Source organism: Campylobacter concisus (assembly GCF_003048835.2).
GTDB lineage: Bacteria > Campylobacterota > Campylobacteria > Campylobacterales > Campylobacteraceae > Campylobacter_A > Campylobacter_A concisus_D.
Window position 1 is genome coordinate 645,203 of record NZ_CP060705.1, and the last position, 19,112, is coordinate 664,314.

The following is a 19,112-nucleotide window of genomic DNA, read 5'->3' on the forward strand; positions in this document are numbered from 1 at the left end:
CTTTGACACGAAAAAGGATAGAAATGAAAGCAATGCTTAAGATATTTTTATTATTTGCATGTAGCACCTTGCTACTAGCAAACGCCCCTGAGAAGAGCTCTTATGACACTCAGGTTAAAATTTTAAAAGAGCTAGACATCGATGCTAGCTTTATGAAAACTTCTCACTATGCAAAGATGAGACAAGGCATACAAAACTCACAGGTAAGAACATTTACAGATGCCTTGAAAAATGGCTATATGTATATACCAATGATTAAAGAGCAGATCAAAAAATCAGGCGTACCTGAGTCATTTTTCTACCTAGCGATGATAGAGTCAGGCTTTTCAAATCACACTGTCTCAAACGCTAAAGCTACTGGTATGTGGCAGTTTATGGAGCAAACAGCAAAAATTCACGGCCTAAAAGTAGGACAATACACCGATGAGAGAAAAGATCCGGTTGAATCAACTGTAGCCGCTACAAACTACCTAAGATCACTTAAAAATCAATTTGGCAAATGGTACTTGGCAGCAATGGCATATAACTGTGGCGATGGTGCGTTAAAAAAAGCTATACAAAAAGCTGGCACAGACGATCTTGTAACACTTCTTGATTCTGAGAAAAAATACCTCCCAGCTGAGACTAGAAATTTTATCATTAAAATTTTAAGAGCGGCATATATAGCAAAAGATGCGGACTTTTTGATATCTAAAGAGTCATCTTTGCTAAACATAAATGGTGGATTAAGACTTACGAAAGTAAAAGTGCCAGGCGGTACAAATTTGGCTCAGATAGGCGATAGCATCGGTCTTAGCACAAAAAAGATGAAAAGTAATAACCCACATTTAAAATTTGTATTTACACCTCCAACTTTAAAAGATTATTACGTTTATATCCCTGAAAATAAAAAGCAACTTTTCTCAGATAATTTCAAACCATTTAATGGCAAAAATAACTTCTATGCATACACTGTAAAAAAAGGCGAGACCTTGCTTTCTATCTCTAAAAAGACAGGCGTTAGCCACAGAGCGATCAAGGACTACAACGAGCTTAGCACAAACGCAGTAAGTTATAATCAAAAACTAATAATCCCTTTTTCTACTCAAAACAAATCTCACAACTACGTAGTTCAAACAGGCGATACAATCGCATCTTTATCAAAGAAATTTAATGTAAGTGAAAAAGATATAAAAGATGCAAATTCTTTGGCTAGTTCAAATTTAAATGTCGGAGCAAATATTGTCATACCGTAAGAGCCTAAATTTCTACTTAGGACTAAGTTTTACACTTCTAATCACTGGTTGTTCTTGGAGCGGGGCTCCATTTACTCCAAGTGGCCCAACTAATGTAAGAGGCAACAACTCCGCCTCAGTTCAAAAAGCAACAATGAGACCATACACCATAAATGGCAAAACCTACTACCCAACCGTCGTAAGTGTCGGCGATAAAGCTAGCGGAACGGCAAGCTGGTATGGTCCAAATTTTCACGGCAAAACGACCTCAAATGGCGAAGTTTATAATATGTATAATATGACTGCGGCGCATAAGACTTTGCCGATGAATACAATACTTAAAGTAACAAATTTAAGAAATCAAAAAAGTGTTATCGTGCGTGTAAATGACAGAGGACCTTTTGTGGCTGACAGGGTGCTTGACCTTTCAAAAGCAGCTGCGATGAAGCTTGATGTCATCGGCACTGGCACAGCTCCAGTTAGTATGGAGGTTATCGGCTTTAATGAAGACATCAACGCTGTTACAACCGCTAGCGCACAACCAACAAAACCAACAAGCACTGGCATAAAAGTGCCAAATCCAGTCTCTCCAACGGCCCCTGTTGGCGGCATCGTGATCTCATCAGAGCAACGCGTTGTGGGTGGAGATTTTATGGTACAAATTGGCTCGTTTAAAAACCTTGAAGGCGCAAACAGATACCAAAGAGAGCATAAAAGTATAGATGGTTATAGATCAGTCGTTAAGACATTTACGATAGATGGCTCAACCATTTATAGGGTATTTTTAAATGGTTTTAGAAGCGAGGACGAGGCTAGGGATTACGCAAGAAGCGGTAAATTCCAAGGTGCATTTATAGTAAGAGGTTAGGGCGTGAGAGAGGAAATTTTAGAACTAACTAGAAACACAAAAGAGACGCAAATCTCAATGAAGCTCAAAATTTACGGCTCTGGGGTTGCGAAGATAAGCACAGGCATTGGCTTTTTTGACCATATGCTTGAAGCATTTACAAAGCACTCTTTGCTTGATCTTGAAATTTCATGCAAGGGCGACACGCATGTGGATTTTCACCACAGCGTTGAGGATGTAGGCATAGTTTTGGGCCAGCTTTTAAAAGAGACCTTGTATCCTTTAAGCGGTGTTGAGAGGTTTGGCGAGGCGAGCGTTGTTATGGATGAGGCGGCTGTTTTTTGCGCGCTAGATCTTAGCAACAGAGCTTATCTTGTATATGAAAATTTTAATGAAAATGCCAAAGTTGGCGAGTTTGACACTGAGCTTGTAGAGGAGTTTTTTAGAGCTGTTGCTATAAATTCAGCCATAACTCTTCATCTAAATCAAATTCGTGGCAAAAATACTCATCACATCATCGAAGCAACATTTAAATCATTTGCCGTAGCACTCCGCAGAGCGCTTGCCAAAAACGCAAGGATCGGCACTCCAAGCACTAAGGGCGTTTTATGATAGAAATTATATTTTTAGACGTTGATGGGTGCCTCACTGATGGCAAGATCATCTACAATGCAAACGGCGAAGAGCTTAAATTTTTTGATGTAAAAGATGGCTACGCGATAGAGAGCTGGCTAAAGCTTGGCAAAAAGGTGGCTATCATCACTGGTAGAAAGTCGGCTATCGTTGAGCGAAGGGCTGAGGATCTAAAGATAAACCACGTCTATCAAGGCGTTGGCGATAAATTTGAAGTGGCAAGCGAGATACTAAAATTTGAAGGACTTAGCTTCAAAAACGCAGCAGCTATCGGCGATGACTATAATGACTATAAAATTTTAGACGCAGTTGCATGGAGCTTTAAGCCAAAAGATGCCATTAAAGAGCTTGATGTAAAGACAAAGCTAAAGCACAAAGGTGGCAATGGTGCTGTTAGAGAGATGATCGAGATGATCATAAAATCAGAAAATTTATATGACGAGTGGTCTAAGCGTTGGTTGTAAAAATTTTCTACTTCGTCGTGGCTATTTTTAGTGCTGTGATGATATTTTTAGCAGCTCAAGACCCATACTTAGCAAACGTGCTAAAGGTTGATACAAAGATATCAAATATGCAGGTAAATGACGTGGTTGATTACGAGATAAACTCAACTAAGATAAGCGGAGTTTATGAGAGTGACGAGCTAAACAGATATAGTGACAGGGATGAGTTTTTAGACTTTAAAGCGAGAATTATAAGGGGAAATTTAAGACATTTTCTAAGCTCAGACAAGGCTATCTCGCAAAACGATGAGATAATCTTTCAAAAAAATGCAAACTATGAAAACAACGATAGTTTGAAATTTAAAAGCGATGAAGTTATATATAACACAAAGACAAAAATAGTAAGATCAGAGGCAAATTTCACCATCACTAGAAATGGCGACAAAGCACTAGGCGATAGCGGAAGCTACGATCTTGGTAAAAAACAAACGCAGATAAAAGGGTTAAAGGCATGGGTAGAAGAGAAACAGCGATTTTAGCGATGATTTTGGGCTTTACATTTTTAAATGCAGAGCAGGTTGAAATCACTTCAAACGATTTTTTCGCAGATGAAAACAAGCAGATCAGCGAATTTGTAGGCAATGTAAATATCAAAAAAGGCTCATACGATGAGCTAAAGGCAAACAAAGTCGTTGTGCATTTTGATAAAAAGCGCCAACCAGTAAAATATGTAGCCACAGGCAACGCTAGAGCTAAAATTTTCATGAAAGATAAGCACTATGAAGGCAAGGGCGATACGCTCACATATGAGCCTGCAAAGCAGATATACACAGTAACTGGCAACGGCTATTTGCATGAGGTAGAGACTGATAAAAATGTCTATGGTGACAAGATCGTGGTTAATCAAAAAGATGGCACATATAGCGTAAATAGCGACGAGAAAAAGCCGGTTAAATTTATCTTTCAAATAGAGGATAAAACCAAGTGATAAGAGCCTTGAGCGCTAAATTTATCACTTCAAGCCCAAGCATAAAAGAGGCTCCAAGCTTTGTGACAAGCGAGGTGGTCTTTTTGGGCAGGTCAAATGTGGGTAAAAGCAGCCTCATAAACGCACTTGTCAATCAAAAAAATTTAGCCAAAAGCTCATCAACTCCTGGTAAAACGCAGCTTATAAATTTCTTTGAGGCTGAGTTTTGTGAGGAAAAAGAAGAGAGTGAAAAAGAGAAATTTAAACTCATCTTAGTCGATCTACCAGGCTTTGGCTACGCAAAAGTGGCAAAGTCAAAACATGATGAGTGGCGTAAAAATTTAGATGAGTTTTTGAAATTTAGAAGCGACATCAGACTTTTTATACATCTAATCGATGCCAGGCACTTTGACCTAGACATCGACGTAAACGTGGATTCTTACCTAAAAAGCTTTTTAAGAGCTGATCAAAAAATCTTAAATTTATACACAAAAAGCGACAAGCTAAATCAAAGCCAAAAGAGTGCGATAATGAAATTTGACCCAAGCGGCATTTTGGTCTCAACACTCAGCAAAAGCGGCATCGACAAGGCACGGGAAGCTATCATAAACCACGCTCTTGGTAGGTAAAATGCAAACCATAAGCAGCTTGGACATTAAAATTTTTAAAGGCTTTTGGTGGGCCATTTTTTTGCTATCTTATGAGATCGCAACTACGCAGTTTGGCTTCTTGCCACCACTTATTGGCATCTTTTTTACATATATGATTTTGGAGTATTCAAGAAAACAAAAGCAGTATGATGAGTTTAAGCCTTCATGGTATTTTTCACTCGTTTTCTTGGTCTTTGCCGAGCAAATTCATGGCTTTTATCTCTTTTCAACGATCATTGCGTTTTTGCTATTTTACAACTTCGTGCTAGATTGGCTCTATACGACGATGAAGTGGCGAAACTGCCTACTCATCATCTTTGTCGCCTCTGGCTATGTGCTAACTTTTCTTGTAAATAACCTTTTTGCCTACGTCTTAAATGAGCCAAATTTGACTTTTAGCGCAGAGTATCTATTTTTCATAGCGCTTGAAAGTGTGCTTGCTATCGTGCTTTTTAGGGACAAAGTGCTATGAGGATGCGTATCGTTTTTGGCGTGATCGCTCTTTTTTGGATCATGCTTTTGGGGCGGATTTACCACCTAAGTGTCAATTCAAATACCTACTACAACGAGATCGCCGAGCAAAATGCGATAAAAACTATCTACATCCCGCCAGTTAGAGGCATCATCTTTGATGCGCACGACAAGCCTATGGCGGTCAATCGTCTTGGCTTTTCTATCTATGTAAAGCCGCACCTTAGCGCAAACAAAAAGGTGAAAATTTTAGACGATGAGCTAGCCTACATCGGCTCGCTATTTGGTGATCTAAATGTCACCAAGCTTAAAAATGAATATATAAAAAACGACTCAGCCTACAACCAAGACTTTATAAACGTGGTCGAATTTGTTGATTATGATAAATTTTTGCCATTTTTTGCACCACTTTCTCTTCGTGAAAATTTAGAGATAAGACCCGCATCAAAACGCCACTATCCATACAATGACCTAGCTTCTCACATCATCGGCTATGTCGGCAGGGCAAACCAAAAAGATATGGAAAACGACCCCTTGACAAAGCTTACAAACTATATTGGCAGAAGCGGCGTAGAGCGCTTTTATAACCCGATCTTGCAAGGAATTCAAGGTTTTAAAAAGATCAAGGTAAATGCACTAAATGAAGAGATCGAGCAGGTGAGCTATCAAGCGCCACAAAGTCAAAACATAAAGCTCGCCGTAGATCTTGAACTGCAGCAGTTTGTCGCTGATGTATTTGGTAAAGATGCAGGAAGCGTCATAGTTATGAGCCTAAAAGATGGCGCTATAATCGCAGCAGGAAGCTTTCCTGAGTATGATCTAAATCCTTTTGTGCTTGGAATTTCTCAGGCTGAGTGGGAAGAGCTTGTAAAAAACGTCGATCACCCATTTACAAATAAGCTGATAAACGGCCTCTATCCGCCAGGATCTGTCGTAAAAATGGGTATGGCTCTTGCCTTTTTAGACAATGGCATGAGCAAATATGATAGCTTTTTTTGCAGTGGATCGTATGAGCTTGGAGGGCGTAAATTTCGCTGCTGGAACTCGCATGGTCATGGCACAGTCAATATGAACACTGCCATTAGAGAGAGCTGCGATGACTATTTTTACAAGGGTAGCCAAAAGATCGGCATAGATGCCATTGTGCCGATACTTGAGCGCATGGGCTTTGGTAGAAAAACGGAGGTTGATTTGCCAAATGAGTTTGTAGGGACGCTGCCAAGTAGGGAGTGGAAGATGAGGAAGTATGGCAAGGCGTGGTTTCAAGGCGAGACGCTTATCACCTCTATCGGACAGGGAAATTTTCTAGTCACGCCTATGCAGGTGGCTAAATACACAGCAGGCCTTGCAACTGGGCTAAATGTGACGCCACATTTTTTAAAGAGTATCGATGGCAAGGATGTTGATTTTACGCCAACAGATGATGCTTTTACGCCGTTTGAAAAGTCGCAGCTACCTGCCATTAGGCATGCAATGTACGAGGTGGCAAATCACCCAAGAGGTACGGCAAATAGGCACTTTGTGGGAAGTCTTGTAAAGGTTGCGGCAAAGACCGGAACAGCTCAGGTCGTTGGCATCTCGCAAACTGAAAAGAAACGTATGAAAGAAGAAGATATGGCGTATCTGCAAAGATCTCACGCGTGGATGACGACCTATGCACCTTTTGAGGATCCACAATATGTCATAACGATGGTTGTCGAACACGGCGGTCACGGCGGTAGCGCTGCTGGACCAAAAATCTCTCAAATTTATAACAAGCTAGTTGAAATGGGATATATAAAACTAGATAATGTTCAGGCTGAGAAAGAGAAGAAATAATAAATTCTATCTCTAAAAAAATTACTAAATATGTCTATGTGTATTTGTTTGCTCGCGAAACGTGAAATAGTTCTTAAAAGATAAAAATTATAATTAATGATTAGCTATCTTATGGGTGACATGTATTCTTAATTTTGATATTAATTAAAATGAATATTTAAATTTGTAATGAAGTGATTAAAAATAGTTTTTGAAATTTTAGCCCAAAATAGGGCTAAAATTTATGGATTATAGACCTTCAAAAGGGTTTGAAGCTACGTCTTTGCGATCAACTATGTAAGGTATGATAGCTGCGTGGCGAGCTCTCTTGATCGCTTTTTCTACCATCTCTTGGTATCTTTTTGATGTGCCAGTTAGGCGTCTTGGCATGATTTTAAATCTCTCTGACAAGCAATACTTTAAAAGTGAAGTATCTTTATAGTCTATAAAATCAATCTTTGCTTCTGTAAATTTGCAATATTTGCGTGAATATTTTCTTTTTTCTGCCATTTTTTATCCTTTAAAATTAAAACGGTATTTCTTCATTGTTGAAGCTATCAGCATCAACGTCTATATCAGGAACTTCTGAATAACTCTCTTGCTTTCTTTGTGGCGCAGCTTGTGGTCTAGCTTCTTGTTGGCGGTTATATTGGTTATTTTGATATCCGCCTTGCTGTCCGTAGCCGCCGCTATTTTGGCTATTCATAGAGTATCCGCCTTGTTGCGTTTGGTTATTTGAGCCAAGCATTTCCATGCTTTCAACGGCGATAGAGTGTTTTGAGCGATTTTGTCCGTTATTGTCGGTCCACTGATCAAATTTAAGTCTTCCTTCGATAAGCAGCTTTGATCCCTTGTTGAGATATTGGTTTGCTATCTCTGCACTCTTGCCAAAAAATGATATATCAATAAAGCAAGTCTCATCTCTTCTTTCCCCATTTGAGGTGATTTTGCGTGTCACAGCTATACTAGAATTTCCTATGGCAACGCCGCTAGTAGTATATCTAAGCTCTATATCTCTGGTTAAATTTCCAACTAATACTACTTTATTGAACATTTTTTATCCTTGATTATTCTTCTGTAAATGTTTGCTCGTCTACTTTTTCAGCTCTTGGCTCGCGTGGTGCTCTTGGCTCGCGAGGTTCTTTTTTTATAGTTTGCTTGATACCTTTGCAAAGTCTTTCCCAAGCTGCGATTTCGCGTTTGTTTTCATATTTAACGCTTAAAAATCTTATGATATCTTCTGTGATTCTTACGTTTCTTGTAAGCTCTGCAAGAAGTGCTGGTGGAGCTTTGTAGTAGATAACAAAATATGTTCCACGCTCATATTTTTTGATGGTATAAGCTAGTTTTCTAGTGCCCATCTCAACGACAGTAGCGATCTCGCCGCCGTTTTTTGTTATGACTTCTTTTACGAAATCAACCTTAGCTTTAACTTCCTCTTCCGTCAATGTCGGCTTAAGAATAAATAAAAGCTCGTAATGTTTCATTTTTTCTCCTTATGGATATTTAGCTCACTTTGTGAGCAAGGATTTTGCATTAAGCAAGGGTGGATTTTAGCTTAAATTTACTTAATATTTGCTGTTGATATGAGGTGCTGGAGGTTTAAAATGGTTGATAAAACGAAAATTTCTTTATCCATTTTTGTATTTGTTTTTAGCTCTAGTTCGGCTAAATTTAGCGTTTTAAATATCTCTAAATAGGCATTAAAACTTAGCTTTAAGCTATTTGCTTTTAGTAAATTTGCCACATTTACAGGTGGCTGATAGCCTATCGCTTCGTCTAAATTTAAGCGGCCATTTATCTTTATGTAAGAGTAAATTTTAAACAGCCTAAAAAATGCTTTATAAAGTGAGTTTAGAAGTAAAATTTCATTAAAATTTGGATCTTCTAAATAGGTAAAAAAGTCGTTTTTTATATCTTTTAGAGCCATAAATTTATTGAAAAAATCATCAAAATTTATCCCACCAAGTCCAAAAACAAGCCTTTTTACATCGTCTTGTTCGATGTGGGTGTTTAGGCTCTTTAGTTTTGTAAGTTCGCTTGCTGCAAGGTATAAATTTTCATTATGTGTAAAATAAAGCTCATAAAGTGCGTTTTTGGTTATGTTTAGGCCTATTTTAGCTGAGCTTTTGGCTAGTAAATTTATCGCTTCATCTGGGTTTGATGGCTTGAAAAATCTAGCAAAATTTGCCCCAAAAGCCTTTTGCGTATCAAAAACTAGCTTCATATCGGCCTCATAAAGCTCAAACAAAAAGTAGTTGTCATGGCTTTTTGAGCAAAGCGAGATGAGCTCTTTTAGCTCTTTTGATGGGATCTTTTTGTCGCTTTTTACATAGAGGATATTTTTGCCGCCAAAAAGCGACTGCTCGCTTAGGTGAGAGCTTGCTTGTGTGTAGTTGTACTCGTCAAAATAAAGGCTTAATAAATTTGCATCTTCGCTTGCATAAATGCTTAAAATTTCCTTGCCAAAAAGCTCTATCTGAAACTCATCCGCGCCAAAAAGCAAGAAGTAATTGCTTAAATTTGCATTTGCTAAATTTAGCTCCAAATCTTTTCTATACATCGATCTTTCTTACCACTTTTGCAAAAATTTTAGCGCTCGCGATGTCAGCCTCTGTGATCTTTACGACAAGCTTTTGAAGTAAATTTGCGCTGTATCCAGTGATGAAAATCCTAGCTCCAACAAAATGATCATCAAGCTTAGCGACCAAAACATTTTGGTTTTCACTCACGTAGCAACGCACCTCTTTGTCGATGTTTGCAACTGCCCAGCGTGCAAATTTCCTATCCATAAAGTCGTAGGCCACCTTGTCGGCCTCTCTTTCAAGCTCGCTTAAGGTTGCGCAGGTGCTTTGGATGTTTAAAAGTAAGAAGTTGTAAAGCTTCTCATCTTTTGAAATTTTAGCCTTTAAAAGCCTGTGCAAAATAAGATCAGAATAGCGTCTAATAGGGCTTGTAAAGTGCGTGTATCTATCAAATCCAAGCCCAAAGTGGCCTAAATTTTCACTTGAGTATTCAGCCTTTTTTTGAGACTTGATGATGAGCTTATCTATCTCTTCGCGGTTGCCCAGCTCATCGGCCTTTGCTTGGATCTTTCTTATCAAATTTGCAAGGTCGCTCTCGTAGGTAAAGTCAAGCCCCAAAAGCTGCAAGTCTTCAAGCAAGGTATCTATCTTTTTAAAATCAGGCGATGCGTGGTTTCTAAAAACGCCCTTTGTGATGAGCTTTGCAGCAGCTTTGTTTGCTAAAAGCATGCAGTCTTCAACTAGTCTGTGTGAGTCGGAGTCGCTTTCGAACCTAGTTTGCGAAATTTGACCCTCGTCATCAAGGCTCATTCTAAGCTCTTTTGTCCTAAAGTCAAATGCGTGCAAAAGCCTTTTTTTGCGAAGCTTCGTGGTGAGTTTAAAAAGTGGCTTGATCCATGAAATTTCACACTCTCTTTTGTCTTCTAAAATTTCATCGATCTCATCGTAGTTAAAACGTCTTTTTGAAAGGATGATAGCTTCAAAAAGCTCATCTTTTTTTACCTCGTTGTTTACATCGAGTGAAATTTTAAAACAAAATGCAAGGCGCGGCACGTCTGGCTTTAGCGAGCAGATATTTTCACTAAGCGCTCGCGGCAACATCGGCACTGAGATGTGCGGAAAGTAGATAGAAAAGCCTCTTTTTTTAGCCTCGCTATCAATGGCGCTATACGCGGTCACATACTCGCTTACATCGGCGATTGCTACGTAAATTTCGCGCTTTTTCTCATCAAAATATATGGCATCGTCAAAGTCTTTGGCATCGACTGGATCGATTGTGCAAAACTCTAAATTTCTTAGATCAACCCTGTTTGGATACATGCTAGCATCGACTTCGTCGCCAAATGCCTTTACTTCAAGCTCGCAAGCCTCGCTAAATTTATCATTTTTATTATAAATAGCAAGCGAAATTTTCTCATCGCTTAACGGATCTTCTAAATTTCCTAAAACCTCGACTATTTCGTTGTTTAGGTTATTTATCTTTAGTAGCGTCCCAAGTGGGAGCATCTTTAGGCTTTTTTGAGTTGCTTTTAGGGTTGTGCTTAGCCCAGTTTTTAAATTTACCCCTAAAATGGCCGCCCCAAAGCGTTTTGTATAGACCACGCTTGTCTCATTTGCAAGCTTTAGGCTCATCACTATCTTAGCGCTTTGGCGTTTTTTCTTAAGCGGCAAAAGCTTTGCTAACACGATATCGCCAAGGTGAGAGTTGTTTAAATTTTTATTTTCTACGATGATATCTTGTTTGAAGCGCTTGTCAAATGGCATGATAAAGCCAGTTGCGTTTTGGCTGATGTCTAGCTTGCCACAGACGTAGCCGTTGTTTAAGTAAAATTTATCTTTATGTAAGCTTACGGCACCAAGGTTTAGGAGATTACGTAAGACCTCTTTATCTTCGTTTGATATCTCTTTTTCTTTGATGCCAACGAGAAGTGATGTTAAAAATTCTTTCACAAATTGTCTTTGACTTTGCTAACAGCCATTAAAAATGTATCTCTCTCAAAGCCATATTCGTTTATAAGAAGTGTTGCGTTATTTACGCTCACATCATCAAGCTGGTTAAAGATATTAACCGCTGTTTTTACTACTTTTAGAGCCCTTGCGTACTCTTTTATATGATCAGGTGCTTCTTCTGGAGTGTTTGAGTAGAGGATAGAATTTCCAAGCTCGATCTCTAAATTCCACTGCTCAAAAATTTTAGCCGTGACCTCTTCGTTTGTGATGTCTAGAATTTCAGACTCTAAAAGCGCAAGATCATAGGTAGATGAAATTTGTTTTAACTTTGTTTTAAACTCAGCAACTTGGTTATTTTCTGTGAGTTCATGAGCTAAAACGATCTTGCCAACTTCAAGCATAAATGAAGCAGGAGAGAGAATTTCTAGATTTTTAGGTTTTATCTTAGAGTACCAGTGGTACATCAAAGCATTTTGCATGATTGAGATATTTAAAAAATCTTGTGCGGTAATGTCATATGGCTCTAAATTTATAGAAAAGGTCTTTTTAATGGCACTTGATAGCGCAAAACCGCGGATAGTAGCCATACCAAAAAGTGAAATGGCTCTTGCGATAGTTGTGATCTCTTGAGAAAATCCGTAAAGTGGTGAGTTTGCTGAACGCAAGATATTTGCTGTTAGCATAGGGTCTTTTTCGACCACTTTTGTGAGGTCATTTATCGAGCTATTTTCGTCAGCATGTAGGCGCTGGATCTGTATGACAGTGTCGTCTAGTGGCGGAAGCGCTTTGATTTTTTTAAAAATTGATTCATTCATGTAAAGTGACTCTTTAGGTTAAAAATTTTGTCACATTATAGCAAAAAGCTGCAGCATAAAACTTAAAGATACTTTTTTGCTCTTTTTCAGCAACGTTTTTGTTGCTAAAATGTATAATTTTGCCAAATTTTAACAACAGGAGAAACAATGGCTATAAATGTTTATTATGATAAAGACTGCGATTTAAGCCTTATTCAGAGCAGAAAAGTAGCAATCATCGGCTTTGGCTCACAAGGTCACGCACACGCTGAAAATTTAAGAGACAATGGCGTAAGTGTCGTAATCGGTCTTGCAAAAGGTGGCAAAAGCTGGGCAAAGGCTGAGGCAAAAGGCTTTGAAGTAAAAACTGTAAGCGAAGCTACAAAAGGCGCTGATGTAGTTATGATCCTAACACCAGATGAGCTTCAAGCTGAAATTTATAAAAATGAGATTGAGCCAAATTTAAAAGATCACGCTGCTATCGCATTTGGACATGGTTTTAATGTTCATTTTGGACAGATCAAAGCTCCAGCAAACATAGACGTCATCATGATCGCTCCAAAAGCCCCAGGACACACAGTTAGAAGCGAATTTTTAAGAGGTGGCGGCATACCTGATCTTATCGCTGTTGAGCAAAATGCAAGCGGAAAGGCTAAAGAGATCGCTCTAAGCTATGCTTGCGGTATAGGTGGCGGTAGAACTGGCATCATTGAGACAACATTTAAAGATGAAACTGAAACAGATTTATTTGGCGAGCAAGCTGTGCTTTGCGGTGGTCTTTGCGCACTTGTAAATGCTGGATTTGATACGCTTGTAGAGGCTGGATATGAGCCTGAGATGGCGTATTTTGAGTGCTTACACGAGCTAAAACTAATCGTTGATCTAATGTATCAAGGTGGCATGGCTGATATGCGCTACTCTATCTCAAACACAGCTGAATACGGCGACTATGTAAGCGGCGTAAGAGTAGTTGGCGAAGAGAGCAGAAAAGCTATGAAAGAAGTTTTAAAAGAAATTCAAAATGGTAAATTTGCAAAAGACTTCATCCTAGAGAGAAAAGCAGGATATGTTAGAATGAACGCTGAGCGCGGTATAGCCGAGAGAAGCTTGCTAAATAAAACTGGCAAAAAACTTCGCGCAATGATGCCTTGGATAACTAATGGCAAACTTATAGATCAAAGCAAAAACTAAGCCTTGAGCGAAAAAAAGACTACAAAGAAGCGTCCTGCAAAAAAGAGTGCAGGTCGCTCTCATAATAAAATTTTCATTGGTATCGGTGTTATCGCTGCTATTTTGATAGTAGCACTAATCGCAGCTCTTAGTATCAAAAACAAAGATGTTGAGCAGATAAGTAAAGTAAATGAGCCAAAGAGCGAGAAGCAAATTTCAAAAAAAGCTGAGCAAAAAGTTGCTAGCAAAGATAAAAAACAAGAGTATGAGAAGAGAAAATACCCTCTAAAATTTGATGAAGATGAAAATTTAAGTAAAATTTTTACCGATCCTAAACACAAAAGCGAACTTGCTCTAAAGCCAAAAACTGAGCCAAAAGAGCAAAAAAAGATAACTCCTGAGATAAAACCTGAAGTAAAAGTAGAAGCTAAAAAAGAAGAGCCAAAAAAAGAGCAAAACGATACGAAAAATTTGCTTGCAAATTTATATAAAAATATGCAAAGTAGCGTAGATGCAAGCCATGAAGCAAAGAGCGAAGAAAAACCTGAGCAAAAGGTCGAGCAAGTAATCGAGCCATTTTACGCAGGCAAAAATGAAGTAAAAGCAGATACAAAAACAGAGCAAAATAAAAGCGCTGAAGTAAATTTAAGCATAAAAGAAAATTTAAAGCATAGTGAAATTTTAAAACCAGAACCTGTTAAAAAAAGCGGGATTGAGCCTGGCAAAAAAGATAAGAAGCAAATTTACAGCGAAAAACCGCAAAAAGAGGGCGCGAAAAAAGATGACTTTGCGGTTGTGCCATTTACTCCAAATAGCAGCGTAAAAGGGCGTGCTAAGCTAGTGCTAATAATCGATGATGTGGCGACATTTGAGCATGCTAGCATGATAAAGTCGCTTGGTCTAAAGATAACGCCGTCTATTTTTCCAGCGACAAAAACTCACCCAGATACGCCAAATATCGCTAGGTCGTTTGAGTTTTATATGATACATCTGCCGATGCAGGCAAAGCACTTTGATAGCCCAGAGATAGGCACTCTAACGATAAATGAGAGCTTTGAAAGCATGCATGAAAAGATAAAAAAGATACGCAAAGACTTCCCGCGTGCAAAATATACAAACAACCACACAGGATCACGTTTCACGAGTGATTATGACGCGATGGACAAGGCTTATAGAGCGCTGATAGAGCAGGGTTTTATCTTCGTTGATAGCAAAACTATCGCTCAAACTGCGGTGGCAAGGGCTGCGAAAAAGTATAATCAGCCTTACATTTCACGAGATATATTTTTAGATGATGATCCATCAGCTAGTGCTGTCAGACGTGAGCTTGTGGCTGCTGTAAATTTAGCCAAAAAAAGAGGCTACGCGATCGCCATCGGACATCCAAAGAAAAATACGATCGCAGTGATAAAAGCTAGCAAAAACAACATCTTAAAAGATGTAGAAGTTGTTTATCTAAAAGATATTTTATGAAGCTTGAAATCATCCCAGAGGCGCTAAATAGGCTAAAAAATCCCCCAAAAGAGCTAAATTTCATAGGTGACACCTCGCTTCTTAGCATGCCAAAAGTAGCAGTCGTTGGATCAAGAAAGGCAAGTGTCTATACAAAAGAGTGCGTCACGGCACTTTGCGCAGCGCTAAAAAATGCAAATGTCTGCGTGGTGAGTGGTGGGGCTATCGGTGTGGATATCACAGCTCATAAAGCCGCCATGCCACGAACTATCGGTGTTTTTGCAAATGGACTTGATATCATCTATCCAGCTCAAAATAGGACGTCGATAAAAGAAATTTATGAAAAAGGCTTGGCTCTAAGCGAGTATGACGAGGGCGAGCCACCGATCGCTTATAGGTTTTTAGAGCGAAACCGCATAGTTGTGGGGCTTGCGCAAGCTCTGGTTGTCGCTCAGGCTGATCTAAGAAGCGGCTCTATGCAAAGCGCAAGGCTTGCAAATGAGCTTAAAATCCCTCTCTTTGTCCTGCCGCAGCGCATAAATGAGAGCAATGGGACAAATGCCTTGCTAGCTAGTAAAAAGGCCGAGCTTATCGATGATTACGTCAAATTTGCCTCGCTTTTTGGTGAGGTAAAAGAGCAAGAAAAAACAAGCGATGAGATCTTGAAATTTTGCAAAAACGGAGTTAGCCTTGATGAGGCATTGTCTAAATTTGGCGAGATCATCTACGAGTACGAGCTTGATGGGCTAGTTGAAATTTCAAATTTAAGAGTAAAAAGCGCGCTATGAGAGAGAAATTCATGGCGATCGATGTTGGACTAAAGCGCATAGGGCTTGCTTTTGGCTTTGGCGAGGTCGTGACGCCTCTTGAGCCAGTTCTTAGAAAAAATAGAAATCAAGCCGCAAGAGATGTAAGCCAAAAAGTAAATGAATACGCTCCAAACACGCTAGTGGTAGGCGTTCCGATCGGTGGTAGTAGTGAGGATGAGATGAGAAGGCGCATAGAGCACTTTGTCTCGCTTCTTGACGTGCAGGTTAATATCGTCTATCAAGACGAGGCATTTAGCAGCAGCGAAGCAAGTGAAATTTACACAAACACAAAGCGAGATGGCAGGCTTGATAGCGTCTCAGCTACCATCATCTTAAAGAGATACCTAAAAATTTTATAAATTCCTAGCCACTATCCCCAAAGTCTCGTGCAAACTATCGCTAGTAAATGGCTGTCTAAGCGTAGTCATTTTCTCGCTTTTGATGCTTTTTGCTTCATCCTTGCTGATGATAACAATGTAGAAATTCTTAAGCTTTTGATAAGTTAGCATCTCATCAAGCCTTGCTTTATCGCTTAGATACTCCTTTTGCACAAAGATGATGTCTGGCTTAAAAATAGCATCTTTTATGTGTAAATTTAAACTCTCAAAGCTCTTTTGCTTGCTGAGCTTCAGCCCAGTAAAGCTTAGCTCATGACTTAGCGTTAAAAATAAATTTTCATCATCGCAAGCTATTATCGCATTTTTGCCTAAGAGGCTTGCTATCTCGACGCTTTGCCTTTTAAATGTCCCGCTTTTTGGTAGTGGCACGCTTATGCTTATATTAAAGCCGTCCTCTGCTTTGCTCATCTTGGCATTTAGCTCTTTTAGTAGCTCGCCAGCTTCTTTTACTAGCCTCTCGTTTGGCTTTTGCGGGCATGAAGTGCATCTTATATGTATGTCAAAATGCACCAAACTTAGGCTATAGCTTACTAGAGTAAAGGATATGAGCAATTTTGAGTTGCTAACGCTATTTAGGTAAAATTTGCTTAAATTTTTGATCGCGCCTATTAGCTTGTGTGCTTCAAAGCTTAGATAGCGTGGGTAGTTTGGATTGTAGTTAAAGACGATGGCGTTATCTCTAGTGGTTGCGTCCTTAAAAAGTGCCTCTAAAAAAAGCTCCATTTGCGCGACAAAATCGACATTTTTCATATCACAAGCATCCCATCGCCATAAGAGTAAAATCTATACTTTTCACTAACCGCCGTTTCGTAAATCCTCATCGTCTCTTCAAGCCCTATGAAGCTAGTAACTAGCATTATCAGTGTTGATTTTGGTAGATGAAAATTTGTTAAAAGGTAGTTTTGTCTGATAGGTTTATTGTTTAGGTTTAAAAATAGCTTGCAAAAGCCACTTGGCTGCTTGCTTCTAGCAAATTCTTCAACGCATCTAGTAACTGTCGTGCCAACGCCAAGGATGGGCTTATTTGAGCTTATGATCTCTTGAGCTTTTTCGCTTAGCTCGTAAAACTCAGAGTGCATCTTGTGGTCATTTATGTTTTGGCACTCCACGCCCTTAAATGTCCCAGCGCCCACGTGAAGCGTGATGTAGGCAACCTCGTGCTTTGCCTTTATTCTCTCTAGCATCTGCTCGCTAAAGTGCAGACTAGCTGTCGGAGCTGCGACTGCGCCGCTATTTTTGGCAAATATGCTCTGATACCAGCTCTCATCGTCCTTTGTATCGGCTCTTTTTATGTATGGCGGAAGCGGGACATGACCGATCTTTTCAAGTTCGCTAAAAAGTCGCGCCGTATCTAAAATAACGCCATTTTTTGTGAAATTTACCACCCTTGAGCCATCATCATTTAGCTCAAGCACATTTACCTTTATATCATCAGCGAAATTTAAAACGCTACCGACACTTACTCTGCCCCTTATATAGACGCTAAATTTATTATCGCCAAGTGGTTGATTTAGCATCACTTCGCAGGCTCCGCCACTTTGTTTATGTCCTAAAATGCGGGCCTTAACTACCTTTGTATTGTTAAAAATGACCGCCGCGTCCTCTGGGATGAGGCTGGCTAGATCTTTAAATTTGAAGTGTTTTATCTCTTTTGTTTTTTTAAGATAAACAAGCAGCCTTGCCTCTTCTTTGGGCAAAACTGGCTCTTTTGCGATGAGCTTTTCTGGCAAAAAGTAGTCGTAGCTTGAGATATCGTTTATATCACTCATCGTCACTATCGGCGTCATTTTGCTCTTTGACGTCCTCTTTTTTCTCATCTTCGTCCTCATCGCTTTTGCCAGCTTTTTTAGCTACGATGATAGAAATTCCATAAAGTCCGATGAGTGGCACTGCCATTAAAATTTGGCTTATAACATCTGGTGGCGTGACGATAGCTGCAAAGATAAAGATGACGACTACTGCGTATCTAAAGTACTCTTTTAGCATTTTGTCATCAACAAGTCCTATCTTTGCCAAGAAAAATGTAATGACTGGCAGCTCAAATGAAATTCCAAAGCCGATCAGTAGTTTTGTAAAAAAGCCAACGTACTCGCCGATGCTTGGCAGTGCTGTAAAGAGCTGGCCGCCAAAATTTACCAAAAATGTAAAGCCAAGCGGGATGACCACATAGTAGCAAAACGCCGCCCCGCACGCAAACATGAATGAAGCAGAGAGGACAAATGGGATCACATATTTTTTTTCATTATCATAAAGTCCAGGTGCGACAAATAGCCAAAACTGCCAAAAAATGATAGGCAAAGCAAGCACCAGGCCAGCAAAAAATGCGACCTTCATCGCAGTGAAAAATGGCTCTTGAATTTGCGTAAAGATGATGTTTGAGCCAGCTGGCAAGACCTGCTTTAACGGCTCGCTCATCCATGCAAGCAGTGGATTCCAAAATGTAAAACAGATGCCAAAACAGACAAAAACGCTTACTATGCTTATAAAAAGCCTCTTTCTAAGTTCGATCAAATGGGGTCTTAGCTCTTCAAACATCACGCCTCTTTTTTATCGTTTAAGATCGCATCTTTAACTAAATTTGTTGGATTTTGTATATTTTCTACCGTTTTTTTGGTGTCGCTTACGACGTTTTGTATGCTTTCAGTGACATCGCTTGCACTTTTTTTGATCTCGTCAAGCTCTTCAAATGTGAGCTTTTTACGCACGCTTTGCGCACTTTGAGTTATGCTCTCTTTGTATTTTTGAGCGTCTTCTTTGAGCTCGGCTATCTTCATCTCTTGATCAAATGTTGATTTTGCGTCGTTTATACCTTTTTTAAACATCTTTAGAAATTTGGCGATCTGCACCATAGCGCTTGGCAGCTTGTCAGGGCCCAAAACTAGCACAGCGATCACAGCAATGACCAAAATCTCAGAAAAACTCATTCCAAACATTTTTGCCTCTGTTAAATTTTATTTAAGCTTTGTATTTTATCTTGACTTTGCTCAAATTT

The 19,112-nt window shown here is 39.4% G+C and carries 23 protein-coding genes; 13 read left to right on the forward strand and 10 right to left on the reverse strand.

Features of this window, described 5'->3' with window-relative positions:
• The first annotated feature begins 23 nt into the window (after positions 1-23).
• From CVT08_RS03145 to mrdA, 9 genes are read left to right on the forward strand one after another with little or no spacing between them, the layout of a single operon-like run.
• Complete coding sequence (locus CVT08_RS03145) at positions 24-1,235, forward strand: lytic transglycosylase domain-containing protein (protein ID WP_107856435.1); 1,212 nt, start codon at positions 24-26, stop codon at positions 1,233-1,235.
• Positions 1,222-2,082 (forward strand): septal ring lytic transglycosylase RlpA family protein, encoded by an 861-nt coding sequence (locus CVT08_RS03150; RefSeq protein ID WP_009294185.1) that lies wholly within the window; start codon positions 1,222-1,224, stop codon positions 2,080-2,082. The genes CVT08_RS03145 and CVT08_RS03150 overlap by 14 nt, the downstream gene beginning before the upstream one ends.
• A 15-nt stretch (positions 2,083-2,097) precedes the next feature.
• The gene (gene hisB, locus CVT08_RS03155; RefSeq protein WP_196381033.1) at positions 2,098-2,673 is read left to right on the forward strand and encodes an imidazoleglycerol-phosphate dehydratase HisB; all 576 of its coding nucleotides are present in this window, start codon (positions 2,098-2,100) and stop codon (positions 2,671-2,673) included.
• Positions 2,670-3,158 (forward strand): KdsC family phosphatase, encoded by a 489-nt coding sequence (locus tag CVT08_RS03160; protein WP_004317467.1) that lies wholly within the window; start codon positions 2,670-2,672, stop codon positions 3,156-3,158. The genes hisB and CVT08_RS03160 overlap by 4 nt, the downstream gene beginning before the upstream one ends.
• Positions 3,149-3,676 carry an LPS export ABC transporter periplasmic protein LptC gene (gene lptC, locus CVT08_RS03165; protein ID WP_107856437.1) on the forward strand — a complete coding sequence of 176 codons (528 nt, stop codon included), beginning with the start codon at positions 3,149-3,151 and terminating at the stop codon, positions 3,674-3,676. Before CVT08_RS03160 ends, lptC begins: the two co-directional genes overlap by 10 nt.
• Positions 3,649-4,125 (forward strand): lipopolysaccharide transport periplasmic protein LptA, encoded by a 477-nt coding sequence (gene lptA / locus CVT08_RS03170; RefSeq protein ID WP_107856438.1) that lies wholly within the window; start codon positions 3,649-3,651, stop codon positions 4,123-4,125. The genes lptC and lptA overlap by 28 nt, the downstream gene beginning before the upstream one ends.
• Positions 4,122-4,733, forward strand: coding sequence for a ribosome biogenesis GTP-binding protein YihA/YsxC (gene yihA, locus CVT08_RS03175; protein WP_004317590.1), 612 nt, complete (start codon positions 4,122-4,124; stop codon positions 4,731-4,733). Before lptA ends, yihA begins: the two co-directional genes overlap by 4 nt.
• A 1-nt stretch (position 4,734) precedes the next feature.
• Positions 4,735-5,226 (forward strand): hypothetical protein, encoded by a 492-nt coding sequence (locus tag CVT08_RS03180; protein WP_009294180.1) that lies wholly within the window; start codon positions 4,735-4,737, stop codon positions 5,224-5,226.
• The gene (mrdA, locus tag CVT08_RS03185) at positions 5,223-7,043 is read left to right on the forward strand and encodes a penicillin-binding protein 2 (RefSeq protein ID WP_107856439.1); all 1,821 of its coding nucleotides are present in this window, start codon (positions 5,223-5,225) and stop codon (positions 7,041-7,043) included. Before CVT08_RS03180 ends, mrdA begins: the two co-directional genes overlap by 4 nt.
• Positions 7,044-7,271: 228 nt before the next feature.
• Here mrdA and rpsR read toward each other — a convergent pair whose 3' ends face one another.
• From rpsR to CVT08_RS03215, 6 genes are all read right to left on the reverse strand, one after another.
• Positions 7,272-7,532 carry a 30S ribosomal protein S18 gene (rpsR, locus tag CVT08_RS03190; protein ID WP_087582546.1) on the reverse strand — a complete coding sequence of 87 codons (261 nt, stop codon included), beginning with the start codon at positions 7,530-7,532 and terminating at the stop codon, positions 7,272-7,274.
• A gap of 16 nt (positions 7,533-7,548) precedes the next feature.
• Positions 7,549-8,076, reverse strand: coding sequence for a single-stranded DNA-binding protein (locus CVT08_RS03195; protein ID WP_021087759.1), 528 nt, complete (start codon positions 8,074-8,076; stop codon positions 7,549-7,551).
• A 13-nt stretch (positions 8,077-8,089) separates the two neighbouring features.
• Entirely contained in the window at positions 8,090-8,509 is a 420-nt protein-coding gene (rpsF, locus tag CVT08_RS03200; protein ID WP_004317779.1) for a 30S ribosomal protein S6, read from the reverse strand.
• A 77-nt stretch (positions 8,510-8,586) separates the two neighbouring features.
• Positions 8,587-9,585 carry a DNA polymerase III subunit delta gene (gene holA, locus CVT08_RS03205; protein ID WP_107856440.1) on the reverse strand — a complete coding sequence of 333 codons (999 nt, stop codon included), beginning with the start codon at positions 9,583-9,585 and terminating at the stop codon, positions 8,587-8,589.
• Positions 9,578-11,497 (reverse strand): RNB domain-containing ribonuclease, encoded by a 1,920-nt coding sequence (locus CVT08_RS03210; RefSeq protein WP_107856441.1) that lies wholly within the window; start codon positions 11,495-11,497, stop codon positions 9,578-9,580. Before CVT08_RS03210 ends, holA begins: the two co-directional genes overlap by 8 nt.
• On the reverse strand, positions 11,494-12,312 hold the full coding sequence (locus tag CVT08_RS03215) for an HDOD domain-containing protein (RefSeq protein WP_012140069.1): 819 nt from the start codon (positions 12,310-12,312) through the stop codon (positions 11,494-11,496). Before CVT08_RS03215 ends, CVT08_RS03210 begins: the two co-directional genes overlap by 4 nt.
• Positions 12,313-12,459: 147 nt before the next feature.
• Here CVT08_RS03215 and ilvC point away from each other — a divergent pair, with 147 nt between their 5' ends.
• From ilvC to ruvX, 4 genes are read left to right on the forward strand one after another with little or no spacing between them, the layout of a single operon-like run.
• Positions 12,460-13,482: a ketol-acid reductoisomerase gene (gene ilvC / locus CVT08_RS03220; RefSeq protein WP_103602629.1), complete on the forward strand. Its 1,023-nt coding sequence runs from the start codon at positions 12,460-12,462 to the stop codon at positions 13,480-13,482.
• Between the two features lie 3 nt (positions 13,483-13,485).
• Complete coding sequence (locus CVT08_RS03225) at positions 13,486-14,934, forward strand: divergent polysaccharide deacetylase family protein (RefSeq protein WP_107856442.1); 1,449 nt, start codon at positions 13,486-13,488, stop codon at positions 14,932-14,934.
• Positions 14,931-15,701 (forward strand): DNA-processing protein DprA, encoded by a 771-nt coding sequence (gene dprA / locus CVT08_RS03230; RefSeq protein WP_107856443.1) that lies wholly within the window; start codon positions 14,931-14,933, stop codon positions 15,699-15,701. Before CVT08_RS03225 ends, dprA begins: the two co-directional genes overlap by 4 nt.
• Positions 15,698-16,081, forward strand: a complete 384-nt coding sequence (ruvX, locus tag CVT08_RS03235) for a Holliday junction resolvase RuvX (protein ID WP_107856444.1) — start codon at positions 15,698-15,700, stop codon at positions 16,079-16,081. The genes dprA and ruvX overlap by 4 nt, the downstream gene beginning before the upstream one ends.
• Here the strand turns inward: ruvX and CVT08_RS03240 are convergent.
• Genes CVT08_RS03240 through tatB form a run of 4 tightly spaced genes read right to left on the reverse strand, consistent with a single transcriptional unit; the run spans position 16,076 to position 19,053 of the window.
• Entirely contained in the window at positions 16,076-16,870 is a 795-nt protein-coding gene (locus CVT08_RS03240; RefSeq protein ID WP_103598631.1) for a hypothetical protein, read from the reverse strand. The genes ruvX and CVT08_RS03240 overlap by 6 nt on opposite strands.
• Complete coding sequence (gene queA / locus CVT08_RS03245; protein WP_196381034.1) at positions 16,867-17,889, reverse strand: tRNA preQ1(34) S-adenosylmethionine ribosyltransferase-isomerase QueA; 1,023 nt, start codon at positions 17,887-17,889, stop codon at positions 16,867-16,869. The genes CVT08_RS03240 and queA overlap by 4 nt, the downstream gene beginning before the upstream one ends.
• Positions 17,882-18,655 (reverse strand): twin-arginine translocase subunit TatC, encoded by a 774-nt coding sequence (gene tatC / locus CVT08_RS03250; protein ID WP_107856445.1) that lies wholly within the window; start codon positions 18,653-18,655, stop codon positions 17,882-17,884. The genes queA and tatC overlap by 8 nt, the downstream gene beginning before the upstream one ends.
• Positions 18,655-19,053, reverse strand: coding sequence for a Sec-independent protein translocase protein TatB (gene tatB, locus CVT08_RS03255; RefSeq protein ID WP_012140063.1), 399 nt, complete (start codon positions 19,051-19,053; stop codon positions 18,655-18,657). The genes tatC and tatB overlap by 1 nt, the downstream gene beginning before the upstream one ends.
• Positions 19,054-19,112: the final 59 nt, after the last annotated feature.